At 41.1% G+C, this 16174-nt stretch carries 13 protein-coding genes; 6 read left to right on the top strand and 7 right to left on the bottom strand.

Annotated elements, in window-relative coordinates; all coding sequences use genetic code 11:
- Nucleotides 1-1263: 1263 nt before the first annotated feature.
- The gene (locus V7K45_RS13445; RefSeq protein ID WP_335004090.1) at nt 1264-1545 is read right to left on the bottom strand and encodes a hypothetical protein; all 282 of its coding nucleotides are present in this window, start codon (nt 1543-1545) and stop codon (nt 1264-1266) included.
- A 108-nt stretch (nt 1546-1653) separates the two neighbouring features.
- Complete coding sequence (locus V7K45_RS13440) at nt 1654-1860, bottom strand: hypothetical protein (RefSeq protein WP_335004088.1); 207 nt, start codon at nt 1858-1860, stop codon at nt 1654-1656.
- A 997-nt stretch (nt 1861-2857) separates the two neighbouring features.
- Between V7K45_RS13440 and V7K45_RS13435 the strand changes: the two genes are divergently transcribed.
- Nucleotides 2858-3052, top strand: a complete 195-nt coding sequence (locus V7K45_RS13435; RefSeq protein ID WP_335004086.1) for a DUF2256 domain-containing protein — start codon at nt 2858-2860, stop codon at nt 3050-3052.
- Complete coding sequence (locus tag V7K45_RS13430; RefSeq protein WP_335004084.1) at nt 3052-4005, top strand: isoaspartyl peptidase/L-asparaginase; 954 nt, start codon at nt 3052-3054, stop codon at nt 4003-4005. The genes V7K45_RS13435 and V7K45_RS13430 overlap by 1 nt, the downstream gene beginning before the upstream one ends.
- Here the strand turns inward: V7K45_RS13430 and V7K45_RS13425 are convergent.
- From V7K45_RS13425 to V7K45_RS13410, 4 genes are all read right to left on the bottom strand, one after another.
- Nucleotides 3996-4418: a DUF29 family protein gene (locus V7K45_RS13425; protein WP_335004082.1), complete on the bottom strand. Its 423-nt coding sequence runs from the start codon at nt 4416-4418 to the stop codon at nt 3996-3998. The genes V7K45_RS13430 and V7K45_RS13425 overlap by 10 nt on opposite strands.
- Before the next feature lie 115 nt (nt 4419-4533).
- Nucleotides 4534-5913 (bottom strand): bifunctional UDP-N-acetylglucosamine diphosphorylase/glucosamine-1-phosphate N-acetyltransferase GlmU, encoded by a 1380-nt coding sequence (gene glmU / locus V7K45_RS13420; protein WP_335004080.1) that lies wholly within the window; start codon nt 5911-5913, stop codon nt 4534-4536.
- Between the two features lie 203 nt (nt 5914-6116).
- Complete coding sequence (locus V7K45_RS13415) at nt 6117-7361, bottom strand: response regulator (RefSeq protein WP_335004078.1); 1245 nt, start codon at nt 7359-7361, stop codon at nt 6117-6119.
- Nucleotides 7362-7871: 510 nt separating this feature from the next.
- Nucleotides 7872-8795, bottom strand: coding sequence for a tRNA (5-methylaminomethyl-2-thiouridine)(34)-methyltransferase MnmD (locus V7K45_RS13410; RefSeq protein ID WP_335004076.1), 924 nt, complete (start codon nt 8793-8795; stop codon nt 7872-7874).
- Between the two features lie 227 nt (nt 8796-9022).
- Here V7K45_RS13410 and V7K45_RS13405 point away from each other — a divergent pair, with 227 nt between their 5' ends.
- Entirely contained in the window at nt 9023-9412 is a 390-nt protein-coding gene (locus V7K45_RS13405) for a hypothetical protein (protein ID WP_335004074.1), read from the top strand.
- Nucleotides 9413-9805: 393 nt separating this feature from the next.
- Entirely contained in the window at nt 9806-10627 is an 822-nt protein-coding gene (locus V7K45_RS13400; protein WP_335004072.1) for a sulfurtransferase, read from the top strand.
- A 68-nt stretch (nt 10628-10695) separates the two neighbouring features.
- Here the strand turns inward: V7K45_RS13400 and V7K45_RS13395 are convergent, their stop codons facing one another.
- The gene (locus V7K45_RS13395) at nt 10696-12027 is read right to left on the bottom strand and encodes a hypothetical protein (RefSeq protein WP_442941994.1); all 1332 of its coding nucleotides are present in this window, start codon (nt 12025-12027) and stop codon (nt 10696-10698) included.
- Nucleotides 12028-12689: 662 nt separating this feature from the next.
- Between V7K45_RS13395 and V7K45_RS13390 the strand changes: the two genes are divergently transcribed.
- A complete protein-coding gene (locus tag V7K45_RS13390; protein ID WP_335004070.1) occupies nt 12690-14423 on the top strand; it encodes a FecR domain-containing protein in 1734 nt (577 codons plus the stop codon).
- Nucleotides 14424-14755: 332 nt separating this feature from the next.
- The gene (gor, locus tag V7K45_RS13385; protein ID WP_335004068.1) at nt 14756-16132 is read left to right on the top strand and encodes a glutathione-disulfide reductase; all 1377 of its coding nucleotides are present in this window, start codon (nt 14756-14758) and stop codon (nt 16130-16132) included.
- The last annotated feature ends 42 nt before the right edge of the window (nt 16133-16174 follow it).

Genomic DNA, 16174 nt, shown 5'->3' with positions numbered 1-16174 from the left:
GTGGTTCTTCTCTCACCTTCTGTCAAAAGTGGGCCTGTGTTCAATCAGACCTCCTCTTTTTTCTTTGATTTCGACGATTTAGTCTAAACTCCAGTTTTAAGCCATCTCTCAAAAATATTTTGTTTCCAGGAGTTTGCTGAAATGGGTAAGCTAATATTACCAAGTCTTCAGGTAAGCAAATGGGACAAGTAATAGTTACCCTGACTATCACAAATCGAATCGATCGAGTTCTGGCAGAACGAGGTTTTATTTCTTCGGGTTTTTCGCCTACCTACTTAGCACGTTTGCACTAAGGGAAGTTCAGGTCATGGATAGCGAAAGTAAAGTCACATTAATCCATCGTAAAAGCAAAATGGCTAAAAGAGACTGATCGACCACACAAAAACAGTAATGGTTATCCGCAGTTACTATTAAGCCCTGCTATATATCAAAAGGTAGCAAACTTCTGTCAGCTCAGCAAAACCGTTAGTAAATTGAGACAGAGGATGTATCGAGATGCGCGCTCCGTCTGCACTCTATTCTCTCTACTTTTGGCTAATATCGCTCTGCACGATTGAGAAACCATAATATAGCGGTTCCATTCAGATGCAGTACAAAATCTTTATATCACAAGGTGTAGTAGCATAGCTTCTCATCCCACTACAGGTGTAGCTCACATAAACGAGAACTGCTATAAAAAGCGTCTTCCCTGAAAAAATAAAAAATTAAGGGGAAATGGCATTTATGGGAACCCCTAGTCATTAGGTATGCAAATGATTTTGTGATTTTGCACCCTGACAGATAAGCATTAAATAAATGCAAATAAATAACTATCAAAATGAATGGTTTGAAACCCGGAGTATCCCTTTTTCAGTTGTCATAAAACCGAGAAATAGAAGACCATACTTGTTCTGTACTGGTAAGTATTGCCATTGAGTTAAGTTCATTTGCAAAATAAAATTTAGCTGCAAATATAGCACAATCAATTCAATATTTACGCAAATAGTTTTTAGCTGCATTTTTAACATTCATCTATAGCCGAATACAGCTATTACGAATGAATTTTACAGTCAAAATTGCATTATCTAATGCTGTTATCTGGGCAGATTTTTCAGAAGCTTTGAACTCAAAAACAAGCATGGTCAGTGAGCAACGTCGAAGTGTCGCTTTTACCTACTGTCTTATACTGTTATATGTGGTATAAGGTAGAGGTATAGAAATATTTATAAGAAGCTTTTATGGACATCGCCCATAAAAGCTTCCTACAATGTAGTTATGCAAGCTTTAGGAAGTTGTTGCAGATGCAGATGTATTGCTATATAAAACAAGCTTACCACCAACAGAAATACCACCAGCAATAGCCCCAGCAGCAGCACCACTAATACTAGCGTCAATTTTAGGGACTATCTTGCCATTCTTATCAACGTAGTAGCCTGATTCAAATTTGCTATTGAAAGCACTAGAAAGACTACTTACGAAACCAGATTCAAATCCCCCTTGTACTTGACTAAGATCGGAAATTTCATCTTCACAAAAACTCAGATCGGAAATTCTTAATCGTTCCATAAAAAAAGCTCTCCTTGAAAAACAAATGTATTGCTGAAAGTTTTTTACAACTTTCAGCAATTTTTCTATCTAAAATGCGCTGTAGTACACTGTAGAACTAAGGCATATTTAGTAGGAAGCAGATTTAGATTTAGAAGCACCAGCAGCTGCGCTGAATTTGCCGGAGTAAGTAAAGGTCGAAGTGCTAGTTTCTATGCCAGCGAAGTTTTTACCAAAAGCATATGCAATTGCAGCAGCATCTGCAACTGCTGCTCCACCTTGAACATTCTCAGTTTCAAGAACGGTTTCTACATGAGAAAGATCTTTGATAATCATGATTTTCTTTCCTAAGAGTTAGTAAGGTAAACGTGTTTGTTGTCGTGCTACTACAACTTGTTTTTTAGCAGCATACAAAGAATAGCACTATTAGAATTCGATGAACAGTAGTTTTACGTAAATTTTCTTTCAAAAACGAAAAAACATTCTACTATCAAGTTACTGACACCTTTATAGTATTAAAAAATTGTTTGAAAAGTACTTTGCTATATACTATCAAGCTATTGACAACATCTAGTATTTAGAGGTTGTTTGAAAAGTGTTTCGATATGAGTTTAACTACTTTTAATTCCCCTAACCTCCAAGTCTATTTCATTCAATCTATTAAGGATATTGTCAATAACATAGGCAGTAAATGTGAGAAAGTTAGTAATCGCAAAATTACTATCTCAAAGAGTCAATTTCAGTACGTTAGCGGAGCCTTGCCGTTGGCGTTCGCGTTAGTGTCTCTGAAAGAGAAGCCTCTCGTAGAGAAGGCATTACTATTTTCTTGTGCAATCAGATTTTTTATTCACCTGATTTTTTTTGCTTGAAACGCTTGTAAATCAGCACCTTTTAGGACATGAAACAGACTTGCCCTAACCCCTCAGGGTGTTTCATGTCCTTTATTGGTATCAGTAAACTTAAGCTAAAACTTCTTTAATATCTCGTTTCCAGCCAGAGGCTAAAAATGCTGCCTCTCATTAAGCATTCCCAGTCTCTGACAGGCAATGAGATAAACTGCTAAAAGCTTTAACCTTAAGTTAAGGTCAATGTAAGTCCTTGCGCCTCTACAAATCTAGAAATAGTTTGGGATAATTTATTTTTTACAAGTTCCTAAAAGAGAAGGATAGTAAGATTCAAAGCCTCTCTCTTTTTAGAATAGATATTGCAAATAACTCTAAGGATAGATTGACAATATATTTGTTCGTCGAATTTATCCTGCCTTCGTAGCAAACTGGTTATAATTATCTTCCATCTCCCTCAGAAATGAAATTCTCATTTACACAGTATTTATATGGGACGTATTCGTTCGAAATCTGACCTACCTACAAAAATCTGTCCGGTATGTCAACGTCCTTTCACATGGCGTAAAAAGTGGCAAGATTGTTGGGACGATGTGAAATACTGCTCAGAACGTTGTCGTCGTCGCCGTTCTGAAGCTCAAAATGAAACCAACTGCAACACAGACGCAAATAGCGCAAGAGATTAATGGAGTTACAGGTGCAACCTAAATTAATTATTCATGGCGGGGCTGGTAGTTCTCTCCACGGTAAAGGAGGATTAGAGGCGGTGCGCCGATCGCTCCATACAGTAGTAGAAGAAGTTTATTCTTTGCTATTGTCAGGAGCAACTGCCTCTGAGGCGGTGGTGCAGGGTTGCCTAATGCTCGAAGACAACCCCCGTTTTAATGCTGGTACTGGTTCAGTATTGCAATCTGATGGACAAATTCGTATGAGTGCTTCCCTGATGGATGGTGCATCAGGGCGGTTTAGTGGTGTGATTAATATCTCGCGGGTGAAAAATCCGATTGATTTAGCGCAATTTTTACAAAGCTCGCCAGACCGAGTGCTATCAGATTTCGGTTCGGCTGAGTTGGCGCGGGAAATGCAAATTCCCAGCTATAACGCTTTAACTGATTTGCGGTTACAAGAGTGGATACAAGAGCGCCAGGATAATTTTAAAAGTACAATGGCTGGCGTGGTAGCAGAACCCGAACTGCTAGAAACTAGCAATGCCGGACGCGGTACCATCGGTGTAGTCGCTTTAGATGCATCTGGTAAGCTAGCTGCTGGCACTTCTACTGGTGGTAAGGGATTTGAGCGGATTGGCAGGGTAAGTGATTCGGCGATGCCAGCAGGTAATTATGCGACTAGTAATGCTGGTGTTAGCTGTACTGGCATTGGCGAAGATATCATCGATGAGTGTTTAGCCGCACGGATTGTAGTGCGTGTCACTGATGGGATGTCACTGAAGGAGGCCATGCAGCGCTCCTTTGGGGAAGCCCACGAGAACAAACGCGATTTGGGAGCGATCGCCTTAGATGCTAGTGGAGCGATCGCTTGGGGAAAAACTAGCGAAATCTTACTCGCCGCCTACCACAATGGCGAAAAAATTGGCGATACTTTGGAATGGACTGGCAACGAACTGATCGGCTATTGTTGAATCAGTTTCAGGGCTTCGGCTAAAGTTTCTTGCTGGTCAACCATTGCGGCCAATTCTTGGGCTTCATAACGTCCTTCAAAAGCTTCTAGCGCCGCTCGTTTCAGTGCCACTTGATATCCTTGTTCCAGAATATCGATTAATTCTGCTGGATTCAAGTAAAAGCCACCGGATTTGCGGCGCTTGTTTATTTTGTTGATTTCCCGCACTGTATTTTCTATTGAAACATCCCAAGAGCGAGTAGAACGTTTTTCGGCCATTTGTTTAATTAAATGGATGAGCAGAATCACACCATAACTATCAATTTTATTGATTTTGTCACTGAGGCTCATTTCTTCTAACTCATCCACCAACAGCAGCGCCTCATGGATTTTGCCTTGTTCTAGAAATTGCCTAAGTTCTAGCAGTTCTTCCATGCATGTTATATGTTGAGATTTTGGCTATACTACTAATCTAGCTAGATTAGACATCTAGCAAAAATCGTGGTTTTAAACTATAAACCACAGATCAACCGCGATTAACACCGATGAATTATTTATGTCGATCTGTGGTTTCATTTTCAACATTTTTCCTTCGCCAAGCTGGTTTCACCACCTGACGACTACGGGCAATTACCAGAGAATCATCAGGCACATCTTCTGTCACAGTAGAACCAGCTGCGATATAGACATCATCTCCCAAGGTGAGCGGAGCCACTAAAACGCTATTGGCGCCAGTTTTTGTCCGATCGCCTATTTTGGTGCGATGTTTCTTCACGCCGTCATAGTTGGCAGTAATTGTACCAGCACCAATATTCACCCGATTGCCGACAACAGTATCACCTATATATGACAAATGTGCTGCATTGGTGCGATCGCCTAATTGCGTATTTTTCAGTTCTACAAAATTCCCCACACGGCAACCAGCACCTACCTGTACCTGACCGCGCAAATGAGTATAAGGGCCAATTCGGCTTCCGGACTGCACGGTGCTATTTATGACTACTGAATATTGCACTGTGACATTTTCACTTAACTGACTATTTTCAATTAAACTCCCCGGCCCAATGTGACTTCCTGCTTGGATTACCGTATTTCCCCGCAGGTGAGTTTGGGGTTCAATAATTACATCCGGCTGCAATTCTACTGTTTCATCAATGGTGATGCTTGTGGGGTCGATAAGGGTGACACCCGCCAGCATCCATTTTTCCTTGACTCGTTTTTGCAAAATTTCGTATGCTGCTGCCAGTTGCAAGCGATCGTTGATGCCAAGAATTTCTTGGTAATCTTCCACATCCACTGCCATTACTTGTCCTACCTGAGTCACGGCATCGGTAAGATAGTATTCTTTTTGAGCATTGTTTGTCTGGAGGTGGGGAAGCACCTTTGCCAAATCTGGCCAGTGAAAGCAGTAAACTCCAGCGTTAATCCGCTGATTTTGTCTTTGAGCAGCCGTACAATCCTTGTGTTCGACTATTTGCTGCACAATATTTTCATCGTTACAAAAAACGCGCCCGTAGCCTGTGGGGTCAGGTAGGTGCGAGGTGAGAATAGTGGCAGAGTTTTGATTTCGGACGTGAGTTTGTAACATCTGCTTAAGAGTTTCGCTGCGTATTAACGGTAAATCGCCGTTAAGTACCAGCAAATCTCCAGTGTAATTTTCCAAGTGAGGAAGTAATTGCTGGATAGCATGACCTGTCCCCAATTGCACAGTCTGTTCGACAAACTCCAAACTGGGAATTGAATGCATGGCGGCTTGCACTTCCTCAGATTGATATCCCACAATCACGATTCGCCGTGAGGGCGAAAGTGGTTCTACACTTTCGAGAACTCTCTCTACTAGCGATCGCCCACCCAAAGAATGTAAAACCTTGGGTAAGCGTGATTTCATCCGTGTGCCGCGTCCCGCCGCTAGAATTGCTACAACTACCATAATTAGCTATCAGCTATCAGTGAAATTGTGATTAATGCTGTTGGTACTTTAAAATCTCGGCTCAAATCATACCAGCTAATTATAGAAGACTGAAAATATTAAAGGAGTCGAAATTCAAGAGTCGGTATAACTTTACTCCTCAAAACGAGAGATCGTCGTCATACCAATTAGCCTTCATTACAGCAGCTACAAATCATTACTCCCTATTCCCCATTCTTCCCTTTTTCCTGACAAGAGCAAATAAACTCTGCAAACTGCTGCATTAGTTTGGGGTTACGCCAACCAGAATCAGCTTCTTCTTGCATCACTAAAAGTGCTTCTACTGAAGTAAAAGCTCTTTTGTAAGGTCTTTCGCTGGTTAGGGCATCATAAATATCAATTAACTGAAATACTTGCGCTAGGTAGGGAATATCATCCCCCTTCAGTCTATCGGGGTAGCCTGAGCCATCCCAACGTTCGTGGTGATGACGAATAATCGGAATTACACCGCGCATACTCCGTAGTGGTTGGCAGATTTTTTCTCCGATCAAAACGTGCTGCTGCATAATTTGCCAATCTTCGGAGGTGAGTTTGCCTTTTTTTAGCAGCACAGCATCGGGAATACCTACCTTTCCGATATCGTGGAGATAACCACCCCACATCAAATCTCGAATTTGATAGCGTGACAGGTTGAGGTATTCACCAAAAACTTGTCCCAGTTTTACTAGACGTTCGCAATGGTTGCCTGTATTGGGATCGCGGCTTTCAATGGACATGGCAATGGAAAACAGTACTTGTTCGGCATGGTCTAAATCTTCGTTTAGACGCTTCTGCCGCACCAACGACTTTACACGCGCCGCTAGTTCCACGCGATCGAAGGGTTTGGTGAGAAAATCATCTGCCCCAACTTCAATTCCCCGAATGCGCGATCGCCTGTCATTTAAGGCTGTAATAAAAATTACTGGAATTAACCTAGTCTGCTCGTCTTGTTTAAGCAATTGGCACACTTCAAATCCATCCATTCCTGGCATCATTACATCCAGCAAAATCAAATCTGGTTGTTTTTGAGTTACCAATCCGACAACAATAGAACCACTGTCCGCCTCAATCACTTCGTATCCTTCCATTCCCAAGAGAGCAACAGCAGTCATCCGGCTGGCGGCATGATCGTCAACGACTAAAACCTTCGGCGGATCTAAATCAAACCCATTCACTTTAGAACCTTTGGCTTGTAGTGTTCTAGAGACCAATGAATCATCATCACAATTAACATCAGATTTTATCCAAGAAGACATTGCTTGCCTATTTTCAAGCATAAGGTCTCCTTGAGATAAGCCTAAAGAATAACCCTCCGCATTTTGCGATTCCACAAAATGATTTGAACCGATACTCTTTACTGTGCTAGTGGGGTTTGACCCATTAACAATTTTTTCTGTAAAGCCTGTATGGTTGGATTTCCATTGAATCACAAAGGCACTCCAAGTTTTTTCACAAGTTAGTTAACAGTGTCAGATTTTAAAAAAAAATTTAATATTTGACGATATCTAAGTCAGAGTTTCGATATGGATTATGCATAATGTCAAGCTGCTGATGGAATTTTCCGCAGCATGTATCTTTTATGTTACGAACAAGGTGTATCTTGTTGTCAAATTTTTTGCTTCTAATTCCAGTATGATAAATTCTCGCAAATGTTAAATCAGGTTTTTTACGGAGATTTTTTCGCTTTTTGGCGTCAGAAAGGTTTATATTTGGCTTCTTTATCTCAAAATATCGGATTTTGACTTCAAGTCTGTATAGTAATCATTGTAATCATTAGATACAAATGTTTTTACTTACTCAGTTATAGCAATATCCAAGTACTGTTTTAGACTATGTAATATTGAATACTAGCATATTAATAAGCTATTTGACTGGTAAAAACTCGTTGAATTAGGCTTGCAGCCTATAAGCGTAGCATATTGTATGATATTGTAATCAAACTACAAACTAGTTCCCATAAAATCCCTGCCTTGTGTTCCTAGTAGCCACCTTTTTCGCCAATGAGAGGCAGGTTCTAGACAAGAGGTTTGTTGCTCTTGTTGTCGTCGCCTAACTATGACTTCAGTTGGATCGCTCAATTGAGGATCGCGATAGGGAATAGCAGCACGAGTTAGCAAGTGTTCTTTTTCAACTTCTGAGAGGGTAGTGAGTGGCGAGTGGTCTTTAGACTCAGCATTTTGAGAATGTGTTGCCACGGTACCAGGCGATCGCCTTCCTACGGGTGGGGTAGAACCTATCACTAAGCCAGCAGACAAAAGTGCTGTGCGTACAGCAGCAGCACAAGAATAGGTGGCTAATAAACCATCTGGATGTAAACACAATGACAGCTGTTTAATAAATTCAACAGTCCATAATTGAGGACACTGTGGTGGTGAAAAGGGATCGAGGAAAATTGCATCTGCCCAGAAACCTGACTGATGTACTAGCGCGATCGTAGTTCTAGCATCGCCAATTAGTAGCTTCGCTTTCAAGTAAGGTGTTTGCACTTGATGCTCAAAAGCTAGCTGTTTCAAAATTTCAATATACTTAGAGTTCCAATTGTCGAACAAATGATGAGCGATCGCCGCTTGTGCCACTGCTGGATTCAGTTCTAAACCGATTACTTCAACACAACAACTAGGATTCACGTCCCAAATCGTTTGCAAAGCAGCAGCCGTGTTATATCCTAGACCATAACAAACATCTAATAGTCGCAAGATCGGTTTTTGCGCTGCTGTAGCCAGTTGAGTCGGTTCCACAAACTTGCAAAAACTTTCCTGCTGCGCTCCAGAATCGCTGTGAAAGGATTCACCAAACTCTTGAGAGACAAAGGTGAAAGAACCATCTGCTGTTAACTTAGGTGTAAAATTTTCTAAGTCTGACATTTGACAAAAAACTAAATTAGGACTTACGTAAGTGTCAATATTTTTTTGATATAGGTTGTCCAGAGTCAAAAGTCAAGAGTCCAGAGTTTTTTGACCTTTGAGCCTTGACCGAATAATGGGGAAATTTGGGATAATTAAGAGACCAAATGAATCAACTATCGAATCCATAAAACTAGAGTACGAGAAGAAAACAATATTTGATGAAAGATTAATTCAATAAAGGGTATATGGATAAAATAGAACTGGATAAAAAATTAAATCATGGAGAACAATGGGGGTATAAAAAAGAAACAGATAATGATGAATACTTAGGCTGGATTTTAATTAATAAACTCCCGAAGTTGACATTTATACCGAAGAGAGAAGATTATTTAGAAGAATACCTCTATTTAATCAAAATCAGAGAAGCCGAAAAAAGACAGAAAACACCATATCATGTACTTATCAAAGAACTACGGCGAGATGTTCATGAAAGCGGAGAATATGAAACAGGAGAGGACATTAGGCAAAAAGATAACTATTACTTTTCTTATATAGATGAATTAGAAAAGTTTATTGAGGAATTAGGATACAGCTTTGAAAATATTAAGCACAGAAGTGAAATAGATGCACCTTAGTAGAATTAAATCGATTCTGTAGTTTGGGTCGAACAAAGCAAAACCCAACATTCAAATGATGATTTTTTGCGGCGATAGCGGCTAATTAAGAGCAATTCTACTCGTCTTTGCCATCCCCGATACAAAGGAAAAATATCTGCATTTCGTTAACTAAAGAAAGAACAAGCTGTTTGGCAACTTAGTATTCGTTCCTTAACCCAACCTATAAGCGATTGCTAGACTTCGGTACAAAAGATGATAAAGTCATCATTGGTAACGTTATCCTACAGTACAAAAACCTGATTAGCGCGATCGCAACTGATGACACTGCCACCACCAACCAAGCACAAACAGTAGTAATAAATCGTATTTGTGCCAGTTGCGTAAGTCCTTTAAGATAATGCCCAATTCCCAATGCCCCATTCTCAATTTGTTGTTTCGCCAGCTTGGCTGTTTGAACATCTAGAAGATCCGCAAGTCGTTATTGTGGATTGTCGCTTTTCTTTAGCCGATCCACAACTAGGACAACAACAGTATCAAAAAAGTCACATAAAGGGGTCATATTACTTAGATTTGAATCAGGATCTTTCCAGTCCAGTGGGTAAGCATGGCGGAAGACATCCTTTACCTAACCCTAATGATATAGCTAACAAATTGGCAGCGATTGGGGTAAATTACCAAAAAAGTTTAGTTGTAGCTTATGATGATTCCCGCTTTGCCTTTGCATCTCGTCTATGGTGGCTGTTGCGCTATCTAGGACATGAGCAAGTAGCAGTACTAGATGGCGGCTTCGCTGGATGGCAAAAAGCTGGATATTCTGTTACAGATGTTATTCCTTCCCCGCGGATGGGTACGTTTGTCGCTGAAGTACAAACAGAAAAGGTGGTAGATATTACAGCCGTGAAAAGCCGGAAAGATAGCCATGAGGTAGTATTGGTAGATTCAAGAGAGAGCGATCGCTACCGAGGCGAACGAGAGCCAATCGATCGAATTGCTGGACATATTCCCGGTGCAGTCAACTATCCCTGGCAAGAAGTTACAGACTCTTCCGGCTACCTACTCCCTCCAGAAGAACAACGTCGTCGGTGGGAAAAGCTAAAAACAGCCGAAGAAATATTGGTATATTGCGGTTCTGGCGTTACTGCTTGTGTGAATTTACTGTCTTTAGAATTAGCTGGTATTAGCAAGGGTAAACTTTATGCTGGTAGCTGGAGTGATTGGATTTCCTATTTATAGTTAGGAGTTAGGAGTGAGAAGTTAAGAATTAAAACTCCAAACTCCTAACTCTTAACTCCTAACTCTTCTCAAAACCGACCTAATTGCAAACCATAATTAATACTAAAGAACCAGCCATCAAAATCAATGTTTTCGGCGGTTGAACTACCTAAACTTACTCCAGCCTGGACATTCATATAAATGGTATCGGATATTTGATAATTTAAGTGTCCAAATAGCCGATAAAATTCGTCTTCTCGATCGCGCTGTGTAAAGTCTGATAAACTCATTTGGTAATCAATACCAACCTGGAGAGGCTTTTGCAAGTAGTAGTTCAGAGATACCCAAAAAGTATTGATTATCCGATTACGACTTTGGGGATCGGCAAAATTTACACTCAACTGGTAGAAGCTATCTAGGGTTAATCTTGAAGTTAAGGGATCTCGGCGTCCCAAAGATAGCTGTAGGGAATTTTCATTTAAAAAGCGATCGCCTGCTTTGAAGCTATCGAAGCGATCGCTGCTGTTGGCATAAAATAACTGTTGATTGCTCCAACTGATTTGTCCAAACATTCGTTGGGATAGCTGCTGGTAAATACTGAGATTGAATCTCACCTGGTTGTAATGATATTGTGACTGATTTATATAACGAATCAGATTGCCATCAATTGAGCCATTTACAAAAGTCTTAGATCCTAAAGGGAAATATGTAGAGGCTAGTGTCAGTCCAGAAATAATTAAACCATCTTCTATGGGACTATCATTTGAGGAAAAAATGTTACTCGTTTGGAAGTAGCCGACACGTCCTTGTAGATAGCCGATAGGTTTAAACTGAGGTACTGGTTGTTCTGTCGGTGGTGGTAGCTGTTGTTCTAGGGGTTGTTGTTCTAAGGGTCGTAACCGTACTCGCAACCCCAATTCGCGATCGCTATTAGATTCAAACGGTGGTTTTGGCGATCGTAGCAGTTCTATTAACCTATCTCGCCTTTGAGAATACTCTCTCTCAGGTAAATTTAATAGTTGCTCCTTTGAGTCTGAAGGAGATATAGGCAAATTATTTGGCGGAGATTCTAGCTGTGGCGGTTCATTTTGCTTTTGAGTATTTATAGGTTCTTCGGTTTGATCTGAGATTTGAGTCGTTTCTGGTGTTTGCTGTGCCAGATTTAACGGTATCCGAGAGTCTAAAGTATGTGACTCATTCGACAGCTTGCACAAAGAGTTAATTGCTTTTTGCTCCAACTTATGACATAACTGCTCATGAGTTAACTGTGTAGTTGCTAAATGATTAGGATGTAAAACATCTGTAATTGCAGATTCTGCCGCATCTACTCTAATGCAACACCAGCTTCCACCACTGGACGTTAACAAAATACAAAAAAACAAATTTTTCCAGTTCTTGAGTCGCATCTGGTTAGATCGCATTGATTGCGTTTGGCAAATGTAGACCCACAAGCTGTATCGGAAGTTCCGACTACAAAGATACAATTGATTGCATCTATTTTGGCTTTGTAGGTATATACTGAAACTACAAACTAAAATTACTGCTTTTCGGATTTTCCCCAGATTTTTTTTGTAAAACTGAGATGCTCCGATAAAATTACTGCTTAAATTTTAGTGAAATATAGCCAGTGGATAATTCCACAACAAATCTTAGCAAGTTATTGTCCCCCATAATTAATGACCTTCTGCCTGAAATGATTATAAAGGATTATATGTAATGTACTTCTCGTTCAATTGTTTATATCAAATGCTAGCTTTTGAACCTTATACAGACTTTATTGCATACAATTTCAGTTTTAGCAGGAAAACTTAAATCAACTAAATAGATATAGTCATCCAAATTTATTCATGAACTTGCTTGCATAGATAAGGAACATGTTGATGGATACGAAAAAAACTAATAGATATATGCTGAGTTTTTTCAAAAATCAAATATGAGCCATTTGTTTTATTTGTTATCATTTTATGTATTAAATCTAAATTAAAATTTAAACTAATTTACCTAAAAAATCTCTTACCACAATCGGCACTAGCCTAAAATTTAATTTTTATGATATTAGTTGAATCTCAAAATTTCTCAAACTATGTTTTATAAATCGTTTCCATTATTGGTGATTGGTTTATGGGGACTTATAGTGCTGCCTTTGCCAAATCGGGTAAGTGCTATAACTCCTTTAACGCGAGCAGAGATTCAAAACCTCCGCAACATCGTACAACTAATACCCAAAGATAAATTAAAGAAACGTGCTGCACGCAAATTAGATGCAATGACTCCTGGGGACGGGCTGTCAACTGGCCGAGCTTCTCTCGCAGATTTGCGTTTTAATGATGGCTCATTGGCACGAGTTGGAGAACAGGCGTTATTTCAATTTTTGCCGAAGACTCGTGACTTTAAACTGACAAACGGGACTGTGTTGTTGCTCATCCCACCAGGAAAGGGGCAAACACGCATACAAACACCAAATGCAGCAGCAGCAATTCGTGGTTCAGCATTATTTGTACGCTACGACCAACAAACAGACACTACGATTGTGGGTGCGCTGACAAATAGCGGTATTGAAGTTTCTAACAAGAAAGCTTCTCAAACTCAGGTGTTGGAAGCAGGGCAAATGGTGATTATAGTTAAAGGAGAATTTCAGAGATTATATGATTTTGATCTAAGAAATTTTTATGAAACGAGCCAGATGGTTCGGGAACTTGATTTGAACAGGCAGAGTCCTGTGCCTACACCCGATCCTGCAATCACCAGTGTTCAAGCCGAAACTACTGCGGCTTTGAAAGCACAGCCACCGATAAAAGGCGAGGGAGTAATTGAAAACCCCTCTTTTGTGCAGCTAACTCCTAGTCCTTCAAATCCGCCTAGTAGTAATGATGTTATTAAAGACAATTCCTCAGCAAACTCTTCAGAGAATACAGGACAAGCCTCAACAAATACTAACCAGCAGAGTGTACCAATTAGTAACAACAGCAAGGTAAACACTGAAGATAGTAAAGTTGGTGCTGGTTCTAGTACAGAAAACCCGACAAATAAAAATCCGCAAAATAACACATTACCAATCACAATCAGCCCAACAAATCCAACACCCGTAACCCAAACAAATCCAACACTTGTCACTCCAACACCTGTAACTTCAACAAATCCAACACCCGTAACACCCGTCACTCCAACAGATCCAACACCCGTAACACCTGTAACTTCAACACCTGTCACTCCAACACCCGTGACACCCGTAACACCCGTCACTCCAACACCCGTAACCTCAACAGATCCAACACCCGTAACACCAGTCACTCCAACACCCGTGACACCCGTAACACCCGTCACTCCAACACCCGTAACCTCAACACCCGTAACCTCAACAGATCCAACACCCGTCACTCCAACAGATCCAACACCCGTAACACCAGTTACTCCAACACCAGTAACACCCGTAACACCTGTAACTCCAACACCAGTCACTCCAACACCAGTAACTCCAACACCCGTAACACCCGTAACACCCGTAACACCAGTCACTCCAACACCTGTAACTCCAACACCCGTAACACCCGTAACACCCGTAACACCAGTAACTCCAACACCCGTAACACCCGTAACACCCGTAACACCAGTAACTCCAACACCAGTAACTCCAACACCCGTAACACCCGTAACACCAGTAACTCCAACACCAGTAACTCCAACACCCGTAACACCCGTAACACCAGTAATTCCAACACCAGTCACTCCAATACCAGTGACACCCGTAACACCTGTAACACCCGTAACACCAGTAACTCCAACACCTGTAACCCCAACTGACTCTCCAAGTACATAAAAACTGCTAATGGAGGTAAAAATGCTATGCGAAAGCCGAAGACAGTACATCTTGTCATAATTCTGCGTAATTCCTGTGGAACTTAGTTGCTCTAATGCGGTAGCACAGACTTATGCTCGATTAGGGGCAGAACTATCCAACTGTTAACTACTGCCTTTACTTGCCGCCAAAGCAAAAAGTGATATTCCCTACGACCAGATAGCATCTGCTAACGCTAGATTAAATCAAGGATAGGACTTACACAGCGTTCACCGGATATCCTTATATAGTTCAATCAAGTTCTGTGTGTAAGTTCCCAGGAACTCACTTGTTGCTAAAGAGAACATAAACTTATGACTTTTGATTACGACCTGTTTGTAATTGGTGCGGGTTCTGGAGGTTTGGCGGCTTCCAAACGAGCGGCTAGCTACGGCGCAAAAGTGGCGATCGCTGAATATGATTTAGTTGGTGGCACTTGTGTGATTCGCGGTTGCGTTCCCAAAAAACTCATGGTCTATGGCTCTCACTTTCCCGAACTGTTCAGTGACGCTTCAGGCTATGGCTGGAAAGTAGGTAATGCTGAGTTTGACTGGGAATATTTCATTACATCTATAGATAAGGAAGTTCGACGACTATCACAATTACACATTAGCTTCTTAGAAAAAGCCGGAGTAGAACTATTTTCCGGTCGCGCTACATTAGTAGACCCCCACACTGTAGAAGTTGATGGACGTAAAGTTACAGCAGACAAAATTTTAATTGCTGTTGGTGGGCGTCCCGTCAAGCCAGATTTACCAGGGATGGAACATGGCATTACCTCCGACGAAATCTTTCATTTAAAAGAACAACCAAAACACATCGTCATTATTGGCGCTGGTTATATCGGCACGGAATTTGCTTGTATTATGCGCGGTCTGGGTTCTGAGGTAACACAAATTACCAGAGGTGAAAAGATTTTGAATGGGTTTGATGAAGATGTCCGCATAGAAATTGAAGAGGGTATGACGAACCACGGAATTCGCTTGATTAAGAATAATGTGGTGAAAGTAATTGAACGCGTCCCAGAAGGGTTGAAACTGACTTTATCAGGAGACGACCAAGAAACACTAATTGCTGATGTGTTTTTAGTAGCGACCGGTCGAACCCCCAATGTAGATGGATTAGGTTTAGAAAACGCTGGGGTTGATGTTGTTGCTAGTTCTATCGAAGGACCTGGATACCCTACCACAAGTGCGATCGCAGTCAATGAATATAGTCAAACTAGTCAACCGAATATTTTTGCTGTTGGCGATGTCACCGACCGAATCAATTTAACTCCCGTGGCCATTGGCGAAGGTCGCGCCTTTGCCGATAGCGAATTTGGGAATAATCGCCGCGAATTCAGTCACGAAACTGTGCCCACAGCCATATTTTCTACCCCAGAAGCTGCAACAGTCGGCTGGACAGAAGCCGAAGCACGAGAAAAATTCGGTGATGCCGTCAAAATTTTTCGCACTCGCTTTCGCCCTATGTACCACAGTTTGACTGGTAAACAAGAGAAGACAATGATGAAGTTGGTGGTTGATGGCAACACCGACAAAGTTCTAGGCGCTCACATGGTAGGTGAAAGTGCGGCTGAGATTATCCAAGGTGTAGCGATCGCAGTCAAGATGGGCGCAACTAAAAAAGACTTTGATGCCACTGTGGGTATCCATCCCTCATCCGCAGAGGAATTTGTCACAATGCGGTAACAAAACTTAGGAGTGAGGAGTTGTGAGTTATGAATTACAAGT

This window comes from Nostoc sp. (assembly GCF_036917375.1).
Taxonomy (GTDB): domain Bacteria; phylum Cyanobacteriota; class Cyanobacteriia; order Cyanobacteriales; family Nostocaceae; genus Nostoc.
The sequence above is the reverse complement of the archived record's forward strand: the minus strand, read 5'-3'. Positions and strand labels throughout refer to the sequence as shown.

What these genes read in the sequence shown, in the direction of transcription:
- V7K45_RS13440 (WP_335004088.1), bottom strand. Translation starts at nt 1,860, where the DNA reads ATGATTATCAAAGATCTTTCTCATGTAGAAACCGTTCTTGAAACTGAG.
- V7K45_RS13430 (WP_335004084.1), top strand. Translation starts at nt 3,052, where the DNA reads ATGGAGTTACAGGTGCAACCTAAATTAATTATTCATGGCGGGGCTGGT.
- V7K45_RS13405 (WP_335004074.1), top strand. Translation starts at nt 9,023, where the DNA reads ATGGATAAAATAGAACTGGATAAAAAATTAAATCATGGAGAACAATGG.
- V7K45_RS13425 (WP_335004082.1), bottom strand. Translation starts at nt 4,418, where the DNA reads ATGGAAGAACTGCTAGAACTTAGGCAATTTCTAGAACAAGGCAAAATC.
- V7K45_RS13410 (WP_335004076.1), bottom strand. Translation starts at nt 8,795, where the DNA reads ATGTCAGACTTAGAAAATTTTACACCTAAGTTAACAGCAGATGGTTCT.
- V7K45_RS13400 (WP_335004072.1), top strand. Translation starts at nt 9,806, where the DNA reads ATGCCCCATTCTCAATTTGTTGTTTCGCCAGCTTGGCTGTTTGAACAT.
- V7K45_RS13390 (WP_335004070.1), top strand. Translation starts at nt 12,690, where the DNA reads ATGTTTTATAAATCGTTTCCATTATTGGTGATTGGTTTATGGGGACTT.
- V7K45_RS13395 (WP_442941994.1), bottom strand. Translation starts at nt 12,027, where the DNA reads ATGCGATCTAACCAGATGCGACTCAAGAACTGGAAAAATTTGTTTTTT.
- V7K45_RS13435 (WP_335004086.1), top strand. Translation starts at nt 2,858, where the DNA reads ATGGGACGTATTCGTTCGAAATCTGACCTACCTACAAAAATCTGTCCG.
- gor (WP_335004068.1), top strand. Translation starts at nt 14,756, where the DNA reads ATGACTTTTGATTACGACCTGTTTGTAATTGGTGCGGGTTCTGGAGGT.
- glmU (WP_335004080.1), bottom strand. Translation starts at nt 5,913, where the DNA reads ATGGTAGTTGTAGCAATTCTAGCGGCGGGACGCGGCACACGGATGAAA.
- V7K45_RS13445 (WP_335004090.1), bottom strand. Translation starts at nt 1,545, where the DNA reads ATGGAACGATTAAGAATTTCCGATCTGAGTTTTTGTGAAGATGAAATT.